Here is a 19,488-nt window from a genome sequence, read left to right on the forward strand (position 1 = left end):
TACATTATTTTTATAGATTATATAATATTTTTATGTATAATTTACTTAAGAATATGAGAAAACGTTATAAATGGGAGGTCTTATGGAAAGTTTAATTGAAGTAAGAGGTCTTGTCAAAAAATATAAGGACCTAACAGCTGTTGACGGTCTTGATTTGGATGTAAAAAAAGGCCGTATTTTAGGTCTTTTGGGTCCCAATGGATCGGGAAAATCGACAACAATTAACTGCATGCTTAGTCTTTTAAAGAAGGACGCTGGCAGTGTGAAAATATATGGCAAGGAAATGAGTCCTGATGCCTATGATATAAAGAAAAAAATCGGGGTAGTTTTCCAAGACGTAGGAGTCTATGACGAGCTAAATGTCTATGAAAATATCGATTATTTTTGCGGGCTTTACATAAGGGATAAGAAGGAAAGAGAAGAGCTAATTCAAAGGACTTTGGACCTAGTAGGCCTAAATGACTTTGTAAAATTTAAGCCCAAAAAACTTTCAGGTGGTCTTTTAAGAAGGCTAAATATTGCCTGCGGCATTGCCCACAGACCTGATATTATTTTTCTCGATGAGCCGACTGTGGCAGTTGACCCTCAATCTAGGAACAATATTTTGGAGGGAATCAAAAAGCTAAACGAGGAGGGTTCTACCATTATTTATACATCCCACTACATGGATGAGGTTGATTTTTTGTGCGATGACATAGTTATAATTGACAAGGGCAAGGTCATTGCAAAGGGCACTTCAAATGAGTTAAAGGATATGATTGATGTCAGCGAAAAAATTTCCTTTATGGCGGACGATTTGACTGATGATGTAAAAGAAAAGCTTAGAAATATGGACCATATAATAGATTTTGCCTATAAGGATGGGACTTGCAAGATGACTTTTTCTAAAAGTGAAGAAAATCTTTTAAGCCTTGTTAGAATCTTAAGCGATAATAAAGTTTCTTATAGGTCTATTAATGTTGAAAAACCAAGTCTAAATGATGTTTTCTTAGACCTTACAGGCAAGGATTTGAGGGACTAGTATGTTTTGGCATTCTTTTAAAAATACTTTTAAATTTCTTTTAAGGGAAAAGGCCATGGTCTTTTGGGCCTTGGTTTTTCCGATAATTCTGGGAATGTTTTTCAAACTTGCCTTTGGAGGCATAAGTAACAATAACAAATTTGACCCTATAGAAATCTCCGTTTCCACATCCGCATTTGAAGATCAAAATTTTAAAAATTTTCTAGAAACTATGGAAGATGAGGATTATTTTAGGATTACAAGGGCAAAAGATGAGGGGATTTTAGATACAAATCCTGATGTCAGGGCCTATATAGAGGATAAGGATAAAATTATTACCAAAAAATCTGGCATCCAGGAAACTATTGTAGAGACAATCCTAAATGACTATGTCCAAAAATCTGAGATGATAAATAGGGCAATGGAAAAAAATCCTCAGACTGATATTTCAAAGCTAATAAATATCGAAAACCACATCAAAGATGAGTCTAGGAAAAATATGGATCCTATAAATGCTTTTTTTTACACACTTGTGGGTATGACTACTATCTATGGCTATATGTGGGGACTTTATGTAATTTACCAATATGAGGCAAATTTATCTGTAAATGCCAAGAGAAACGCAGTTGCACCTATAAAAAAATCGGTGAGCCTATTAGCATCTGTCCTTGTTTCTTGGCTTATAAATTTCGCAATCACCCTAGTTTTTATTTTCTATCTTGATAAGACTCTTGGAGTTGATTTTGGTAGAAGGATGCCGCTTTTGATATTGTTAAGCCTGGTTTCGTCCTTAACTGGGGTTGCCTTTGGGATTTTTATTGGGGTATCAAACAAGAAAAATATTGAATTTAAAATAAATCTTGGAATTGCAATTACCATGCTAATGAGTTTTCTATCGGGAATGATGATTTCAAGTATGAAGGTCATTGTTCAAGAGAATTTCCCAATCCTAGGTAAAATCAATCCTGTGGCTGTGGTCACAGATGCGATTTATTCTTTATATTATTACGATTCTACATCTAGGTTTTATGAAAATCTCGGTCTTTTAATGCTAATTAGTGCTGTATTCTTGGCTGGATCTTTGTTTTTTATGAGGGGTAAGGAATATGAGAGTCTTTAAAAATTATTTTAAAATAGCCATGGCCCATAAGGTCGCGATAATTTTATACACACTAATTTTTCTTGCCATTTTAAGTTTTTCAACCAAGTCTGATAAGAATGATTTTTATACAAATGTAAGGCCCAATATCTATTTGAGAGATGAGGCAAAGACTGGTTTATCAAAGGGACTTTATAATTATCTGGATAAGAAAGCTGTGATTAAGGAAATGGATGAGTCACTTGTTGAAGATAAGCTTTTTTATCAGATAATAAGCGCAAGTATTGTTATTCCAAAAGATTTTGACCAAACAAGAAAAGTGAATTTTAAACAGGCTCCTGATGATATGTATGGAATGGCTATAAAAGAGCATGTAAATCAGTACCTAAGCCAGGTTGATGCCTATGAGAAAGTTGGTTTTGATACGAATGAAGCCATCAACTTTACAAATAAAGATTTGGCAAAACAGGTCGATGTAAAAATAAAAAGTAAAGTCGATATTGCTGGGGAAGATGAATCGGTCTTTTATTTTAATTTCATAAATTACCTTATCCTTTCTCAGGTCCTTTTGATTGTGTCAACCATAGTCAGTGTTTATAAAAAGAAAAGCCTGACTATGAGAAATGCTGTAAGTCCGATGCCAAGAGCAAGGATGAATCTGGAGTTGATTTTAGGCCACATAAGCACAGGCCTTATTGTGTGGGCTCTTTATATTTTCTTATTTGTTATCCTCTACAAATACGACTTCTCTGCTGCCCACATAAATTTAATGATTGTAAATTCCTTGATTTTCACAATCAGCGCAGTGACCATGGCAGTTTTCATTTCAAGCCTAATATCAAATGAAAACACCATTCAAGGTGTCATGCAAGTAGTCTCATTGGGATCATCATTTTTGTGCGGGGCCTTTGTACCTCAAGCCCTACTTTCAAAAACAGCTTTGACACTAGGAAAAATTTTCCCATCCTATTACTATATTAAAAATAATGAGATAGTCTTAGAAAACCCAAGCTTTGGAACAATCCTACCAAACATAGGAATAATGCTAGCCTTTAGTCTAGTTTTTATACTTATAAGTATGGGAATGAGAACAAAAGCCAATGACAAAATTTCATAAAAAATATAATATTAATAGAAATGAGGAAGATATGGTAGAGAAAAAAGAGTTATATTCAAAATATCTAAAAAGAGAAGTGACATATACTTTCATAGAAGAGAATGAATCTGATATATTTTTGTATTTTTTTGATGGTGCCAATCTCTATGACAAGAAGGAATCCTTTATGGGAGAAATTTGGGCGCTTGATAAGGCCGTAGAAAAAATTGGACTTAGGGCAAATCTTGTTGGAATATACTGCGCTGAGGGCGAAGAAGGCAGGGCAAGGACTAATGAATATTCGCCTTTTGAGAAATTTTCCGATAGAGAAACCAATGCAAAACTTAATCCTAAGGGGATTTTGACTGGTAAATTTATAACAGAAGAGTTGATTCCTCTGCTAGAAAAAAATAAAAAAGCCACATCAAGGCTCATCGGTGGATCATCCATGGGAGGAATTATGAGCCTTTATATGGGAAGTGAATATCCTAAAATTTTTGACAAGGTCCTTGCAATGTCAACTCATTTTATCCTAGAACCTGTCGGAATGGGTGAGATTTTGGCAAAATATGACTCCGAAAATAAACAAAAAATATATCTAGATACAGGCACAAAAGAATTTGACGATGAAATTACCCAAAAATCTTATGTATTCTTGTCCCAAATGGCCTATGGATTTTTGAAAGATAAGTTAGAAATAAAATATTTCATAGACGAAGGAGCCATCCACAACGAAATATACTGGCAAAAAAGATTGCCGGCTGCCTTAAAATATTTATACAGCCTATAAAAAAAGAGCTAGACCAGTTGGTTTAGCTCTTTGTCTTTATTTTATAGTCCAAATATTTCCCCACCGAGTTTTGTTTCTTTTGGGTCTACTCCGTCAAAGACTATTTTTTTGACGTCCATTTGGTATTTGATGTCTCCCCAAAGGATGCCACCTACAAATTTATCGCCGTTTTTAAAGAGTTTGTAGATTTTTTCTCCGTCTTCTTTTTTGACTTCTTCTATGCCATCACCTGCATTTTGACCTGCTGAGAATAGTTTAACATCGCCTAACATGAGGGTTGAGAATGGTTTTGGTTTCTCATATAACTTGTTATCGCCTGTCATATTTGCACCGGCAATTTTTCCCATTTCCATACTTGCAGTCCATAGGCCTATTGAGAAGTTTTCTATTTGGGCAACATCGCCTGCAGCGTAGATGTCCTCATTTTCTATTTGTAGGTTTTCTCCAACAAGGATACCTCTGTCAGTTGCAAGTCCGGAATTTTTGGCAATTTCAATATTTGCCCTTATACCAGCTTGGATCATGATGGCGTCTGCTTCAAGTTCTGTGCCGTCAGTTAGCTTTAATCCGCACACTACACCATCTTTTACAAGGATTTCTTCGCTGAATTTGCCTGTTAGGGTCTTCATACCCATATTGTTTAGAGCTTTTTCTAGTCTTTGTGATAGGTCCTTGTCAAGTTGGCGAGCTAATAGGTAGTCAAAGGCTTCTACTATAGTAATTTCAATACCTAATTGTGATATTGAGTTAGCTGCCTCAAGACCTAGGATACCACCACCAATGATGATGAGTTTCTTTTTATTGGCTAGATATCCCTTGAAGTTTTTAAGGTCTTCTGAGCTTCTAATAGCGAAAACTCCCTTGGCATCAGAGTTTTTGATTGGTGGCACAAAGGCATGGGATCCTGTGGCTATTAAAAGCTTGCCATATTCAAATTCTTCACCGTCTTTACTTATTACTTTTTTATTTTCTTTGTCAATTTTTTCTGCATGGGTATTTAGTTTTACTTCAATATTTCTTTCCCCATACCAAGCTTCTTTTTTTACAAGAATTTCTTCATCTGTATAGTCTTTGGAAATTAATTCTGAAAGACGAGTTCTCCAGTAAGTGTGGCCTTTTTCGTCTGTAATTATTAAAATTGATCCTTTTTCATCGTGTTTTCTGATTTCTTCAGCAGCTGAAAGACCGCAAATTCCATTACCTATAATTAAATAATCGTACATTTCTTATCCTTTCTGTCTCATACTATCAATATTATATCACTTTGCATAGTCCTTAACAATCCTAAAGCATCTTCTTTATTAAGGTATAATGCTTATATGAGAAAAGCGAGAATTACAGATTTGAAAAAAATTATAAATATTATAGAAAATGCTAAAAAATCTTTGAAAAAAGATGGGGTTGACCAGTGGCAAATAGATTCAATGAATGAAAAATTTTTGCTAGGTCAAATTGAAGTTGATAAGGCATTTGTTTATGAAGATAAGGGAGAAATCTTAGCCTATTGTTTTCTATCAGACGAGAAGGAAGAAGCCTACAGGCCATGGGAGGATGACTTTGAGGGAAAAATCCCACTTACAATTCACACCTTTGCCGTAAATGCTAGGGCTACCCAAAAGGGGATTGCTACAAGGCTTTTTATAGATATCATTAGGCATGCTGAAAAAAATTCTTTTGATGCCCTAAGGATTGATACCCACAAGGATAATTTCAAGATGCGTGGTCTGATTAATAAACTTGGCTTTAGGAAAATAGGGGAAATATTAATTGACGAAGAAGGGGCGAAGAAGCCTAGGATTTGCTATGAGAGATTATTATGATAAATGAAAGTCAAAGGATAATTATAGATAAGGCCAAGACGCCAGCGGCAGTTATAGCTGGGCCTGGAACTGGGAAAACTTATACGATTGTAAAAAAAGTTATTTCTCTAATTAAAAATCAAGGCCTTAGTCCGAATAGGATTTTAATTACAACCTTTACCAAAAAAGCCGCCAGTGAACTTCAAACAAGGATAATTTCTGAATTTAACAAGGAGGGAATCAAGACTGAGCTAAAGGATATGATGATTGGAAATTTCCATTCCCTTGCTCTCGATTTTTTAGAAAAATATCCATCCTTTGATAGACCTTTTTTGGATTCCAAGGTTATTGACCAGGTTCTTGAGGGATATTTGATAGAAAAAAATCTTGGATTATATAAAAGCATAGAAGATTATGAAAAATACATTAGCTACAACCATGCTTGGGAAATCAAGGGGATTTATGAAGAAATTACCAACAAGCTTATAGATGTTGATAAGCTCCTACATTCTAAAAACCCTAGGGAAGTTTTTGCTGGGAAAATTTTTCTAACCCACGAAAAGCTCCTCAGAGAAAAAAATCTGATTAATTTCCAGATGATTTTAAGGGATTTCTACTTGCTTTTAAAAGACCCTGTGAGAGGCGAGGAAATACGAAATAGCATTGATTTTGTAATTGTTGACGAATACCAGGATACCAATCATATTCAACAGGAAATTGCCTTTTCATTGGTAAAAGATAAGGAAATCATGGTTTTTGGTGATGACGATCAGGCTCTTTATTCTTTTAGGGGAGCAGATCCTAGAAATCTTACAGATTTTTCAGATAAATTTTTTGCAGCCAAGGGCCATAAGGCTTTTACCTATAAACTTGATATCAATTATAGGTCCAATCAGACAATTATTGAAAAATCACTAAAATGGCTTGATAACGAAGATTATGGCAAGGAAAATATCAAAAGCTTGAGGTCTTATGATAGGCAAAAAAATCCAAATACTATTGTAAGGGCGAGGGCTAATGAGCTTAAAAACCTAGCAACAATTATTAGGATTTTAAAGCAAGATATAAATCTTGGGCAGATTGCATTTTTGTTCCCATCTTTAAACCATGCCTATGTTTCAAAACTCCAAAATTTTTTTGAAAAAGCGGGAATAAGGGTCTTAAATAAGAAGTCTTCAGAATTTTTTAGGCGAGAAGAGATTAGTGGCTTTATTTACCTAATTATGAAAATTGGTCAAATTAAACCTATCTATGAAGACCCATCCACAATTTACGGAGCTTTTGCTAAAAACAAGGCCAAGTATAAAAACTATTTGTATTATCTTGGCAAAGACGAAAGTTTAAAAGCGGATAAAGAAATTCAAAATTTTATAGAAGCTGAAAAAGATTGCAATCTTCAAATCACCGACCTTCTTTACAAGGCCATGGGTCTTGAATATTTTAGGAAATTTCTAATCATGGACGAAGAAGACCTGGATGGGGCTAGGCTTCTTGGAAATATTTCAACAATGATTAAGCTTGCCAAGGACTTTGATGAAATTTTCAAACATAAAAATACTAAAGCCCATTACCAAGAATTTATTAATTCATATTTGCAATACCTTTTCATTTCAAGGGCTATAGAAGAATATGCTAATATTGATAGCCACAAGGATGCTGTAAATTTTATGACCATCCATCAAGCCAAGGGTCTTGAGTTTGAGGTTGTCTTTATATCGGGTCTTTATGATTCGCCAAAGCCTTCCAAACCAGGATTTTTAACTGACTTTGACCCTAATGACTTTTCATATGTTAAAGATTTTTATAGGAAATATTATACTGGCTTTACCAGGGCCAAAAACCTCTTGGTTCTCCTAGATAATAGCGAAGATTACAAGTTAAGCAAGTTTTCCGAATCTTTCCCAAGAACATCTGCCATTAAGAGCCTAGATTTTGAAAGAACTGAGGAGAAAAAAGAAAAACCGATTTTAGCCTACACCACAGATATAGAAGTATTTAAGACTTGCTCTTTAAAATATAGGTTTGTAAGGAAACTTGATTTTAGGGCTTTAAAAACAAAAGCACTAAGTTTTGGTACCAATACCCACAAGCTTGCTGAATACTATGCCCTCTTGCCGGATGATAAGGAAAAACTAATGGCTTTCCTAGAAAAAAATCCTCAATACAAGGATCCTATCGAAAATTTTATCAAAAGAGACTTTGAAATCACTGGTGTTGAAACAAATTATAAGCTTGATAGGAATTTTTATATCCTCCAAGGCAAGGTTGATATAAGTCTTTCAGATGGGTCTATCCTAGATATTAAAACGGGTAAATACAAGGAAGACTTAATCCCAGCCTACAAGGGGCAACTTATGACTTATCGAGCTCTGATTTTAGGCAACCATCATCCTTTAAACAAGATGTATTTGTACTTTATCGAAGAAGATAGGCTTATAGAAATTGATCCGACAGATTTTGATATCAATGAGATTGATAAGATAGGAAGGCTGATTGACAGGAATATTGGCTACAGGCGAACTGATGATCTAGAAGCCTGCAAGTATTGTCAGATGAAGTATTTTTGCAAGCGAAATTGAAAGATATCTACTATGTAATACAATATAGATAGGAGGCCTTATGATAGATACACAAATGTTAAAAGGGCTTATTGATGGAATAATCCTCCATATAATAAAAAACAAGGAAACCTACGGCTATGAAATTTTAGAAGAATTAAAGCTAAATGGGTTTTATAATATGACAGAAGGCACAGTTTATCCTATCCTAACCAGACTTATAAAAAAGGGTCTAATACTAGGTATTTTTAAAGAATCGAATAAGGGACCAAGGAGAAAATATTATTATTTAACAGATGCTGGTAGAAAATATTTGGATGATTTTTACAAGTCTTATGAGAGTCTAAAGGCAGCCATGGACAAGGTTTTAGAAAAGGGAAAAAAATGAGAGTAGATAAGATGATTGGAAATACTGGTCTTGATACCAGAAAAAATATAAAAAGAAATGCCAAAAAAGGGGCGTTGGTAATAAATGGAGAAATCGTAAAAGACTCATCAGTCAAGGTAGACCCAATGGTTGACGAAGTTTTTTACATGGGACACTTTGTAGAATATATAGAAAATCTTTATTTGATTTTAAATAAGCCGGCAGGAGTCTTATCTGCAACCCAGGATGAAGATAAAACTGTAATTGACTTATTAGATGATTTTTACCTTTCTTATGACCTATCAATTGCAGGCAGGCTTGATAAGGATACAACAGGCCTACTTATTTTGTCAACAGACGGGAAATTTATCCATAAGATAACAAGCCCAAATTCACACATCACAAAAACTTATGAAGTCAAAACTCGTGATCCAATTGCAGAAAATTTTGTAGATGAATTTAAAAAGGGCGTTTATATAAAAGAGGACGATTACACAGCAAGACCAGCAGAGCTTACAATTACAGGTGAAAAGGAAGCGGTTGTGAAAGTGACTGAGGGCAAGTACCACTTGGTAAAAAGACTTTTTTCAAATCTTGGAAATGAAGTTGTAGGGCTAAAGAGAGTCGCCATTGGAGATTTAATCCTAGACCCATACTTAAAAGAAGGTGACTATAGGGAACTTACCCAAGATGAATTAGATCTATTCAAATAAAGATAATCTTTTATGATGGCTCTTGTAAAAAAGCTAGAAATATGATAATATAAGGGTGAATATGAATGAGAGACGAGCTTGATTAATTTTAGGCTCGTTTTATGCGTTAAGGGAGAAATATGCTAGATATAAGAGAAGTTTTGTATGAAAATCCAGTAATCATGGCTATCAAAGATGGTAAAGATTTGAGAGAATGCTTGAAGGAAGAATATTCTGATAATAAGGTAGTTTTCGTTCTTTTTGGGAATATAGAAACGATTCCTACTATAGTAAAGAAATTAAAAAACAAGGACAAGATAGTATTTGTTCACGAGAACCTAATAGAAGGCTTATCATCTTCTCACTTTTCACCTAGCTTTATTAAAAACTATACAGACGCTGATGGAATAATCACCCTCAAGGCTCAAAATACATACGAAGCAAGAAAAATAGGTCTTAGTTCAGTTTTTAGATTTTTTCTTTTAGATAGCCTATCATATGGAAGCGTAAAGGATACTATTAAAAACACCTCTGCCGACCTAATAGAAGTCTTGCCAGGTATTATGCCCCAAATCATTGAAGAGATTACAGGTTGGAGTCAAATACCACTTATAGCAGGAGGGCTTATTAGGAATAAGGTAGATGCTATGGCAGCATTAAGTGCTGGAGCAATCGGAGTTTCATCATCAAATACAAAAGTTTGGAATATCTAAGGAGGGCATATGAGTAAATATATAATGGCACTAGATGCCGGAACAACTAGCAACAGGGCGATAATTTTTAACAAAAAAGGCGAAATCATGTCTCTTGCTCAAAAAGAATTTACACAATTTTTCCCACATCCAGGTTGGGTAGAGCATGACGCAACAGAAATCTGGTCAACCCAATTGGGAGTTTGTACAGAAGCTATGGCAAAACTTGGTATTGATGCCAGTGATATCGAGGCAATTGGGATTACAAACCAAAGAGAAACTACCATAGTTTGGGAAAAGGAAACCTGCAAACCTGTTTACAATGCAATCGTTTGGCAATGTAGGAGGACTGCTGATATGGCAGATAAACTCGTCGAAGATGGCTATAGGGCCATAATCCAAGATAAGACTGGCCTTGTTGTCGACCCATATTTCTCTGCTACAAAGATTAGATGGATTCTTGATAATATAGAAAACGGCCAAGAAAGAGCTGAGAATGGAGAACTTCTCTTTGGTACAGTAGATACTTGGTTGGTTTATAATTTAACTCGCGGCAAGGTTCACGTAACAGACTATTCAAACGCTTCAAGAACCATGATTTTCAATATCCACACCCTCAAATGGGATGATGAACTTCTAAAGATGCTAAACATTCCAAAATGCATGCTTCCAGAAGTTAAGCCATCTTCTTATGTATATGGAACAACCTTCCCAGGATATTTTGATGGGGAAATCAAGATAGGAGGAATCGCAGGTGACCAACAAGCGGCCCTATTTGGTCAAACTTGTTTTGAAAAGGGAGATGCAAAAAACACTTACGGCACAGGTGCTTTTCTCCTTATGAATACTGGTAATGAGGCTGTCAAATCGAAAAATGGTCTTGTTACAACAATCGCTTGGGGTCTTGAAGAAGGAAATGTAGCCTATGCGCTTGAAGGTTCAATCTTTGTAGCAGGGTCTGCTATCCAATGGCTAAGAGACCAATTAAGGATAGTTGACGCTGCCGATGATACAGAATACATGGCGACAAAAGTAGATGATACAAATGGTTGCTACGTAGTACCAGCCTTCACAGGTCTTGGAGCTCCATATTGGGATCCATATGCTAGGGGAACTATTGTTGGCCTAACCCGTGGTACAAATAAATACCATATAGTAAGGGCTACCCTTGAATCCCTCGCCTACCTAACAAACGACGTCTTAGCTTCAATGGAAAGAGATGCCGGCCACCCACTTCACGAATTAAAGGTAGATGGAGGTGCAAGTGCCAACAACTTTTTGATGCAATTTCAATCTGATATGATCCAATCCAAGGTAGAAAGGCCAAAGACACTAGAAACAACAGCCTTGGGCGCATCATACCTAGCAGGTCTTGCGACAGGCTTTTATAAGGATAAGGATGAAATCAGGGCGTACAGAATTGTTGATAGGTCTTTTGAGCCTTCAATTTCTAAGGAAGAAAGAGATAAGAAGGATAGAAATTGGCAAAGGGCTATAGGCAGGTCCTTTGACTGGGCAAAACATTACGAAGAATAATATTTGATTGAGAACAATATAAGTGATATAATAATTATAACTTAATAAGAAAAGAGAAAGCGAGCAAAGGTAGACCCTACTTTTGCTCGCTTTTTTTGTAAGTTTACATAAAGGAGCAGAAATGTTTGATGTGATAATAATTGGTGGAGGAGTAGTTGGAGCTTCTGTAGCTGCTCATCTATCAAAGAAAAAAGGAAAATTTTTATTACTTGAAAAAAACGAAGACATTTGTACAGAAACAAGTAAGGCGAATTCCGGGATTTGCCACGGCGGTTATGATGCGAAGCCGGGTAGTTTGAAGGCGAAATTCAATATCGAAGGAAATCAGATGATGGATGAGGAAAGCAAACTATTTGCCTTTCCTTATAAGAAAATCGGAAGCCTAGTATTATGCCATGATGAAAAGGACCTGCCAAAGCTTCAAAAACTATACGATTACGGTATGGCAAATGGGGTTACTGGGATTAAGATTTTAAATAGGGAAGAGACTCTAGTCTTAGAAAAAAATATAACCGATGATGTGGTTGCGTCCCTTTATTGTTCAGAAGCAGGCATTTTAGATCCATTTTTAATGACTATTGCCTATGCAGAAGTTTCTAATATCAATGGCGTGGACTATAAATTTAATACCAAGGTGGAAAAGATTGAGAAAAAAGATGACCACTGGGTTTTACATACAAATGATGGCGATTTAGAAACTAAGGCTATAATTAACTGCGCAGGTCTTTATGCGGACGAAATTCACAACCAAATTTCTGATGAAAAATATGAAATTAAGGCAAGACGTGGTGAATATTTGCTACTAGATAAGGAAACTTCTGGTTTTGCAAATCATGTTATCTTTAACCTCCCATCTGATAAGGGCAAGGGAATCTTAGTTACACCAACTATTGATAATAATACTCTAGTTGGACCTACATCAGACTTTGTAGATGATAAAAACGACAGAAGGTCAACAAGGGCAAGCCTTGATGAAGTTATTGAAAAATCAAATCTCACTATGAAAAACGTACCAGTGAGAATGGTAATTACGTCTTTTTCTGGAAACAGGGCTCATGAAGTAGGTGGTGACTTTATACTCGGGGAAAATAAGGAAGGATTTTTTGACTGTGTAGGTATAGAATCTCCAGGACTCACTTCATCTCCAGCAATTGGAAAATACATTGCAGAGCTTGTGGCAGACAAGTACGGCTTTGCAGAAAATGAAAATTTTACCTACGATAGAAAACCAATTCCAAAAACAAGTGAAATGAGTATTGAAGAACATTCAGCCTTGATTAAGAAAAACAAACTCTACGGCAAAATCATCTGCAGGTGCGAATCTGTAACTGAAGGAGAAATAGTAGATGCAATTAATAGGCCACTTGGAGCGAGAACTGTAGATGGCATCAAAAGACGTGTCAGAGCAAGCGCTGGCAGGTGCCAGGGTGGTTTTTGCCTTCCACATTTAATGGAAATCTTGGCTCGTGAACTTAACGAAGATATGGCGGATGTAGTTAAAAACTCAAAAGAATCTTACTATGTAGACGGAAGAGTGAAGTAGGAGCAGGTTATGAAAAATTATGATTTAGTAGTTGTAGGTGGTGGTCCTGCTGGTCTTGCAGCAGCTGCCAGAGCATATGACTATGGGGTAAAAAACGTCCTAATAGTAGAAAGGGATAAGAAACTCGGTGGCATCCTTAACCAATGTATCCATAATGGTTTTGGTCTTCATAGGTTCAAAGAAGAATTAACAGGACCTGAATATGCAGGTAGGTATGAAGACATAGTTGCTGAACGTAATATAGATGTTTTATTAAATACAATCGTTATGGACTTTAGTCCAGATAAGACTTTGACCCTAATGAACGAAGAAAACGGAATGTTTCAAATTAGGCCAAAGGCAGTAATCCTAGCTATGGGTTGTAGGGAAAGGCCAAGAGGAGCCTTAAATATTCCAGGAAGCCGTCCAGCTGGCATCTATTCAGCAGGAACAGCCCAAAAGCTTGTAAACCTTGATGGCTATATGCCAGGTAAAAAAATTGTAATCTTAGGCTCTGGAGATATTGGACTTATCATGGCAAGACGAATGACCCTTGAAGGAGCTGAAGTAAAATGTGTTGCAGAAATTATGCCATATTCTGGGGGATTAAAGAGAAATATTGTCCAATGTCTAAATGATTTTGACATTCCACTTTATTTTTCAACAACAATTTCAGATATAGTCGGAGATGACAGGGTAGAGGGAGTTTACTTATCAAAAGTAGATGAAAATATGAAAGTCATACCAGGCACAGAAGAATATGTAGAATGTGATACCATCTTACTTTCTGTAGGACTCATTCCAGAAAACGAACTAAGTAGGGCTGCTAAAATCAAGATAGATCCAAGAACTAAGGGTGCAGAAGTATCTGATAGGATGATGACATCAATAGACGGTGTCTTTGCCGCAGGAAATGTCCTTCACGTCCACGACCTAGTAGATTATGTAACAGAAGAAAGTGAACTTGCTGGAGAAAATGCCGCAGCCTACATCAAAGACGAATTCAATTCGGAAAATGAAAAGAAAATCCACCTAACTCCAGGTAATGGAGTAACCTATACTGTCCCTCAATATATAGCCCCAGGCTCAATGAGAGATGAGGTTGTAATTAGGTTTAGGGTAAATAACATTTACCAAAAATCAAGGCTCGTCCTTGAAGTAGACGGCAAGGAAGTTGCTCAAAAGAGAAAGATAGTCTTTGCTCCGGGTGAAATGGAAGATTTGGTCCTAAAGAAAAGCGATTTGAATGAAAATATCGAAAAAATTGAAGTCAGAATGGAGAGCTTATGATCAAAGAATTAACTTGTATAAATTGTCCTCTTGGCTGCACAGTCAGCCTTACAGTAGATGCTGGACAAATTACAAATATAAGTGGTAATACTTGCAAGAGAGGAGAAGTCTACGCTAGAAAGGAACTAACAAACCCTGTAAGGGTTGTTACTTCCACAGCTAGAGTAGATGGAGCAAACCAGTATCTTATCTCAGTTAAGACTGAAGAGGCAGTAGCAAAAGATAAGATTTTTGACGTTATGACAGAAATAAATAAGGCCCACGTAAGTGCCCCGGTACAAATCGGTGACTGCATTATAGAAAACGTAGCAGGAACAGGGGTGAAAGTTGTGGCAACATCTAATGCCAATTAGGTTTAAGATAAATTTAATGATTTTCAAAAAGAAGTGAAAATATTTCACATTTCGATTTAAAATACCAGCAAGAAAATTTGTTGGTATTTTTTTGATAGTTGATTTTTAAAATAAGTAGGGAAATCATCGCTAAAAATATTTTTTTGAATGTATTTGAAATTTCATCCTTGATTTTTTGTGGTTGGTATTAAGTTTTGCAATCAATCTTTATAAAGATTTTTAAAAATAATTTTTCATTAAATTTGCAGGAGTTTTGCTTAAAGAGGTTTATATTTTAACTTTTAAAAGTATATTATATATAGTATGTAGAGGGAGAATAATTATGAAGTGTGAGCATTGCGGTGCTAATATCGACAAGGCAAGCAATTTTTGTCCTGTTTGCGGTAGCAAGATAGAAATTAAAGACCAAGTCGATCAAAGCAAAGAAGAAAATAAAAAAACAAAGAAGACTTTCCAAGACTTTTTTAATTTTAATAAAAATAAAGCCCACTCAACAGACCATACAAATCCTAATGAAAACCAAGCTAAAGAAGGTTTTGAAGATTCTAAGCAAAATGACTTTGATAAGGTAGAAAATCCTAATTTTGCTGGCGATGATTCGTCTAAAGCAGAGGAAGAAGGATTTTTCAAACCTGATCGTCTAGACAGGATGGATAAGGCAAGTAGGAGGTATGAAAACATCGGAGAAAAGTCTTCTCCTTACAATCAGAGGTCTGTAATAGAGGAAGTACAGGCTAAGGTTTCCTTTAATAATGCGAAGTCAAAGGGCGATGAAGATTATTATATAGATGATTACAAGTCTTATATATTAAACAAAAAACTCGAGGAAAAGCTTGATAAACTAATAGGTGATGGGGAAAGTGACCTATCTAATATAACTGTTTCTGCTGGAATTAGAAAAATTCAAGCAAGGAATAAAAAGCTAAGTAGGGAGAATTTTGCCAAAGCAAATGGTGATGAAATTCTAAAACACGCTAATCCAAAAGCGAAGACACCTGCAGTTAGGGAAGTTGATAAAAAAGAAGAAGCCAAAGAAAAAACAGAAGAAAAGTCACAAGAAAAAACAAAAGTGAGGGATTTTAAGAAATATCTCACAAGTAGGAATCTTTTGTTGGCTCTAATAGGTATTTTAATTGCCATCATACTCGGTGCCCTTTATATGAAAAAGAGCAAGGCCGATGATATCACTATTCCGCTTAGCGACTATATCAGTATAAGCTATGAGGGTGAGGATGGTTCTGCTGTTCCAAAGGCAAGCATAGATACCGAAAAATTATTAAAAGCTTATGGAGATGAAATTAAGTATATTTCAAGGGATAACAATAAGGATTCTTATGAAACTCCTGCTAAAGAATTTGTAGCAGACCTTCAAAATAATGTGGTCTTCCAATATTCAAAAGATAATGGCTTATCAAATGGTGATGAGATAACGGTTATGGCAAACCTTGATAATATAAAAATTTCAGACAAATACAATGTCCTAATCTCAAATTCTTCTAAGGCAGTAATAATAGATGGAATAGCAAATGATAATGTCACCGATCCATTTACCTATATCAATGTCAAATTTGAAGGTAAGAGTCCGAATATGACTCTTACAGCAAGTCTAAAAGACGATGCTCCTGAGTTTATGCACACAGTTGATATTATTCCAGCCAAGTCAAATGGTATAAAAGAAGGCGAAGAAGTGGCAGTAAGCTTAAACTTTAATGCCGATGAAATGAAAAATACCTACAATGTAAGCCTATCCCCAACTAACAAGAACTTCACAGCTACAGCAGGTGATGGAGAAGATTCAAGTGATGGTGATTCTGAATACATCAAGTCTACTAGCCACCTTGATCAAACAATGCTTGGGGACTTGAAATATAAGGCTGGAGACTTAATTAGAAAAACTATTTTATATAAAAATATAATTAACGTTGATAATGTAGAATATCTCGGTTCTTTTACAGGATTTAATGCCGATAATAGTGGGGATGTTAAAAATAAGGTCTATCTCATTTACGAAGTGACCACTTCTGAGAAACTTCCAGACTCAAACTTCCAGTCAAGCTTTAAATATTACACTTTTGTAGAATATCAAAATGTAAAAAAGGCAAGAGATGCTGATGGCAAGTTTTACAGTCAGGGACCAATTACAACAGATAATCAAATATTCCACAAGTTCTTTGTAGAAAGTGACTACAAGTATTACCAAATCGAATACCAAGGTTTTGGATTTATAGATAAGGCCATAGCAAATGTTGGCGCAGGCCTCCAAGGATTAACTGTTACAGAAGATAATAAGACAAATATTACCGACCATTTTGCCACATCTGACGGAGTTGTTGGAGAATACGAGGCAGATGGTAGGAGGATATCATTGAGGTCAGACGGTAGCCTAACTTATCAAATAGATAAGGCTGTCCATCTAGGATCTTATAGCGACAATGGTGGAGAAATATCAGCTACAATAAAGGGAGTAAATGTTGATACTCCAATTACATTAAAGTTTGAAAACGGAACTCTCAAGGCAGAAAGCCAAGGAGAATTTAACGCAGCAAGCTTTAGCAAAATTGAAAATTTCTAGAATAAGAGGCCTGGTGGCAAGTGAATCGACCCCAAATCACCATAGTGGTGGTTAGGCTTTCACCCACCAGGTTTTTTTGTAAGCAAAATGAGTGAGGAAAAATGTTAGAAAACAAAGAGAAAAAAACAACCTTCTATGAAACTTATCCAAAATCATTTGTAGATTCAAATGCAGATGGTATAGGGGATTTAGAGGGGCTTAGAAGTAAACTTACAATTATTTCCCAGCTTGGGGCCAACTATGTTTTAATAAATCAAATTTTTGCCAAAAAAGAAGGCAAGGTTGATTTTTATAAAATTGAAAAAGACCTAGGAAGCATAGAGGATATCAAAGCTATATGCGAAAAGGGAAAATATATTAGGGTGAAAGCCATTTTAGACTTTGATGCCAAAGACCTTTTTGATTCCTATGGGGATAACTTAAAAGATACCATAATAGACCTTATAAAATATTGGAAAGAAACTGGCATTAAGGGAATAAGAATAAAAAACCTATCCTACCTATTTGAAAAATCCAAAAATGAGGCAAAAGACTTGGTTTTTAAAATAAAAACAAAGACAGATGAGTTAGGACTTATGTTTATAGGTGGATTTGACAATCCAAACTGGGTGGAAAAAGATATGGTAGACATGGCGTATTTTTCTAAGGCCAATAGCCTAGTAAAAGAGCCAAACTCCTACAAGAATTTTTATGAATATATAGATAAAATCCAAAAAATAAGCGAAGAAATCCCAGCAGGAATCGACCTAGACAATTTTGATAACCCTAGAATGGTAGAAAAAATCTTAGACCATGATGAGGAGTTAAGACCACTTACAGAAGCCCTAGCAACCATGCTATTTAGTTTAAAAACAATTCCTTTTATTTACCAAGGGACAGAAATAGAAGCCAAAAGCGAATATGACGTGGATATGAAAGAAATAAATGATCCCGAAATAAAAGATATTTATGATTCATATTTACAAGAAGGCATGGACCCAGAAGAAGCTTTAAATAAAATCAAAAAGGAAACCAACTTCTCAGCTAAAATGCCATTAAGGTGGGATGACTCCATACTTGGAAGGTTCTCAGAAATTAAAAATTACTACGGAACCATGATCCACTATGATAATAATTACAAGGAATATCTAAAACATGGCGACTCATTTTTCTTTTATATGTACAACATTATTATGCTAAGAAAAAGAGAATCAGTCTTCGGACTTGGCGACTACGAAAGTCTGTCAATTGATGAAGCAGTTTACGTCTACAAAAGAACCTACAAGGACAAATCATTTGTAGTCCTAATAAATTTAAGCAAGGACTTCTATGAATTAGACGAAAAAATCACAAAGCTTATAGAGAAAGGAAAAGTAATAAAAAACAACAACCCAGACTACGATCCAGAAATCTTGGACGCCTACCAGGCGGTGATAATTGAGTTGTAATAAATTGACAAAAACCCCTAAAGTTTAAATTCTTAGGGGTTTTTAAATTTTAAAATATTTAAGTAGAGAAATTGTTAATTCGTAATTTCTTGTTTTTAGGACAATAAAAAAATCAACATCCGTTGTTAAAATTAATGGTCGGACGAAAACCCGTTTGCTTCGCAAACTTCTCCGCGCTCTCGCGCTAGTTTTTGGTTAAATACCCCAAATCAAGGGGTATTTAACGGTGAAAGGATTCAAACTTTCGAGCCTCACCTTCTCAAAGCCGAAGTGGGACCAACAAAAAAGCAACCACTATGGGTTGCTTATCTTGTAAAAAAAGTTATTTAAATTTTTAGTGCGATAAAAAAAGCAACATATGTTGCTAAAATTAGTGTTCGGGGATAAAGGATTTAAACTTTCGAGCCTCACCTTCTCAAAGCCGAAGTGGGATCAACAAAAAAGCAACCACTATGGGTTGCGTATCTTGTATAAAAAGTTATTTAAATTTTTAGTGAAATAAAAAAAGCAACATCTGTTGCTAAAATTAATGGTCGGGGTGAAAGGATTCGAACCTTCGAGCCTCACCTTCTCAAAGCCGAAGTGGGACCAACAAAAAAAGCAACCACTTAAGGTGGCTTGTTCTGTATAAAAAGTTTATTAATTTTTAGGAAAATAAAAAAAGCACCTGATGTTGCTAATTTATATGGTCGGGG

16 protein-coding genes are annotated in these 19,488 nt (G+C 35.5%); 15 read left to right on the forward strand and 1 reads right to left on the reverse strand.

Annotated elements, in window-relative coordinates; all coding sequences use genetic code 11:
- The first annotated feature begins 82 nt into the window (after window positions 1-82).
- From RQ893_RS01230 to RQ893_RS01245, 4 genes are read left to right on the forward strand one after another with little or no spacing between them, the layout of a single operon-like run.
- Window positions 83-1,021 (forward strand): ABC transporter ATP-binding protein, encoded by a 939-nt coding sequence (locus RQ893_RS01230; protein WP_311481242.1) that lies wholly within the window; start codon window positions 83-85, stop codon window positions 1,019-1,021.
- A 1-nt stretch (window position 1,022) separates the two neighbouring features.
- Complete coding sequence (locus tag RQ893_RS01235) at window positions 1,023-2,120, forward strand: ABC transporter permease (protein ID WP_311481243.1); 1,098 nt, start codon at window positions 1,023-1,025, stop codon at window positions 2,118-2,120.
- The gene (locus RQ893_RS01240; protein ID WP_311481244.1) at window positions 2,107-3,216 is read left to right on the forward strand and encodes an ABC transporter permease; all 1,110 of its coding nucleotides are present in this window, start codon (window positions 2,107-2,109) and stop codon (window positions 3,214-3,216) included. Before RQ893_RS01235 ends, RQ893_RS01240 begins: the two co-directional genes overlap by 14 nt.
- 31 nt (window positions 3,217-3,247) lie before the next feature.
- Window positions 3,248-3,985 carry an alpha/beta hydrolase-fold protein gene (locus tag RQ893_RS01245; protein WP_311481245.1) on the forward strand — a complete coding sequence of 246 codons (738 nt, stop codon included), beginning with the start codon at window positions 3,248-3,250 and terminating at the stop codon, window positions 3,983-3,985.
- Window positions 3,986-4,026: 41 nt separating this feature from the next.
- On the opposite strand, the gene RQ893_RS01250 is transcribed toward RQ893_RS01245, so the two are convergent.
- On the reverse strand, window positions 4,027-5,208 hold the full coding sequence (locus tag RQ893_RS01250; protein WP_311481246.1) for an FAD-dependent oxidoreductase: 1,182 nt from the start codon (window positions 5,206-5,208) through the stop codon (window positions 4,027-4,029).
- Between the two features lie 96 nt (window positions 5,209-5,304).
- Here RQ893_RS01250 and RQ893_RS01255 point away from each other — a divergent pair, with 96 nt between their 5' ends.
- From RQ893_RS01255 to RQ893_RS01305, 11 genes are all read left to right on the forward strand, one after another.
- Window positions 5,305-5,805 carry a GNAT family N-acetyltransferase gene (locus RQ893_RS01255; protein WP_311481247.1) on the forward strand — a complete coding sequence of 167 codons (501 nt, stop codon included), beginning with the start codon at window positions 5,305-5,307 and terminating at the stop codon, window positions 5,803-5,805.
- On the forward strand, window positions 5,802-8,363 hold the full coding sequence (locus tag RQ893_RS01260; RefSeq protein ID WP_311481248.1) for an ATP-dependent DNA helicase: 2,562 nt from the start codon (window positions 5,802-5,804) through the stop codon (window positions 8,361-8,363). The genes RQ893_RS01255 and RQ893_RS01260 overlap by 4 nt, the downstream gene beginning before the upstream one ends.
- Before the next feature lie 40 nt (window positions 8,364-8,403).
- Complete coding sequence (locus RQ893_RS01265; protein WP_311481249.1) at window positions 8,404-8,730, forward strand: PadR family transcriptional regulator; 327 nt, start codon at window positions 8,404-8,406, stop codon at window positions 8,728-8,730.
- Entirely contained in the window at window positions 8,727-9,422 is a 696-nt protein-coding gene (locus RQ893_RS01270; RefSeq protein ID WP_311481250.1) for a 16S rRNA pseudouridine(516) synthase, read from the forward strand. Before RQ893_RS01265 ends, RQ893_RS01270 begins: the two co-directional genes overlap by 4 nt.
- Window positions 9,423-9,541: 119 nt before the next feature.
- Complete coding sequence (locus tag RQ893_RS01275; RefSeq protein ID WP_311481251.1) at window positions 9,542-10,114, forward strand: glycerol-3-phosphate responsive antiterminator; 573 nt, start codon at window positions 9,542-9,544, stop codon at window positions 10,112-10,114.
- A gap of 9 nt (window positions 10,115-10,123) precedes the next feature.
- Complete coding sequence (gene glpK / locus RQ893_RS01280; protein ID WP_311481252.1) at window positions 10,124-11,629, forward strand: glycerol kinase GlpK; 1,506 nt, start codon at window positions 10,124-10,126, stop codon at window positions 11,627-11,629.
- Between the two features lie 121 nt (window positions 11,630-11,750).
- A complete protein-coding gene (locus tag RQ893_RS01285) occupies window positions 11,751-13,172 on the forward strand; it encodes an NAD(P)/FAD-dependent oxidoreductase (protein ID WP_311481253.1) in 1,422 nt (473 codons plus the stop codon).
- A 9-nt stretch (window positions 13,173-13,181) separates the two neighbouring features.
- On the forward strand, window positions 13,182-14,441 hold the full coding sequence (locus tag RQ893_RS01290) for an FAD-dependent oxidoreductase (RefSeq protein WP_311481254.1): 1,260 nt from the start codon (window positions 13,182-13,184) through the stop codon (window positions 14,439-14,441).
- A complete protein-coding gene (locus tag RQ893_RS01295; protein WP_311481255.1) occupies window positions 14,438-14,794 on the forward strand; it encodes a DUF1667 domain-containing protein in 357 nt (118 codons plus the stop codon). The genes RQ893_RS01290 and RQ893_RS01295 overlap by 4 nt, the downstream gene beginning before the upstream one ends.
- A gap of 322 nt (window positions 14,795-15,116) precedes the next feature.
- Entirely contained in the window at window positions 15,117-17,366 is a 2,250-nt protein-coding gene (locus RQ893_RS01300; protein WP_311481256.1) for a zinc ribbon domain-containing protein, read from the forward strand.
- Window positions 17,367-17,467: 101 nt separating this feature from the next.
- Entirely contained in the window at window positions 17,468-18,793 is a 1,326-nt protein-coding gene (locus RQ893_RS01305; RefSeq protein WP_311481257.1) for an alpha-amylase family glycosyl hydrolase, read from the forward strand.
- The last annotated feature ends 695 nt before the right edge of the window (window positions 18,794-19,488 follow it).

The sequence above is a fragment of the uncultured Anaerococcus sp. genome (assembly GCF_963510915.1).
GTDB lineage: Bacteria > Bacillota > Clostridia > Tissierellales > Peptoniphilaceae > Anaerococcus.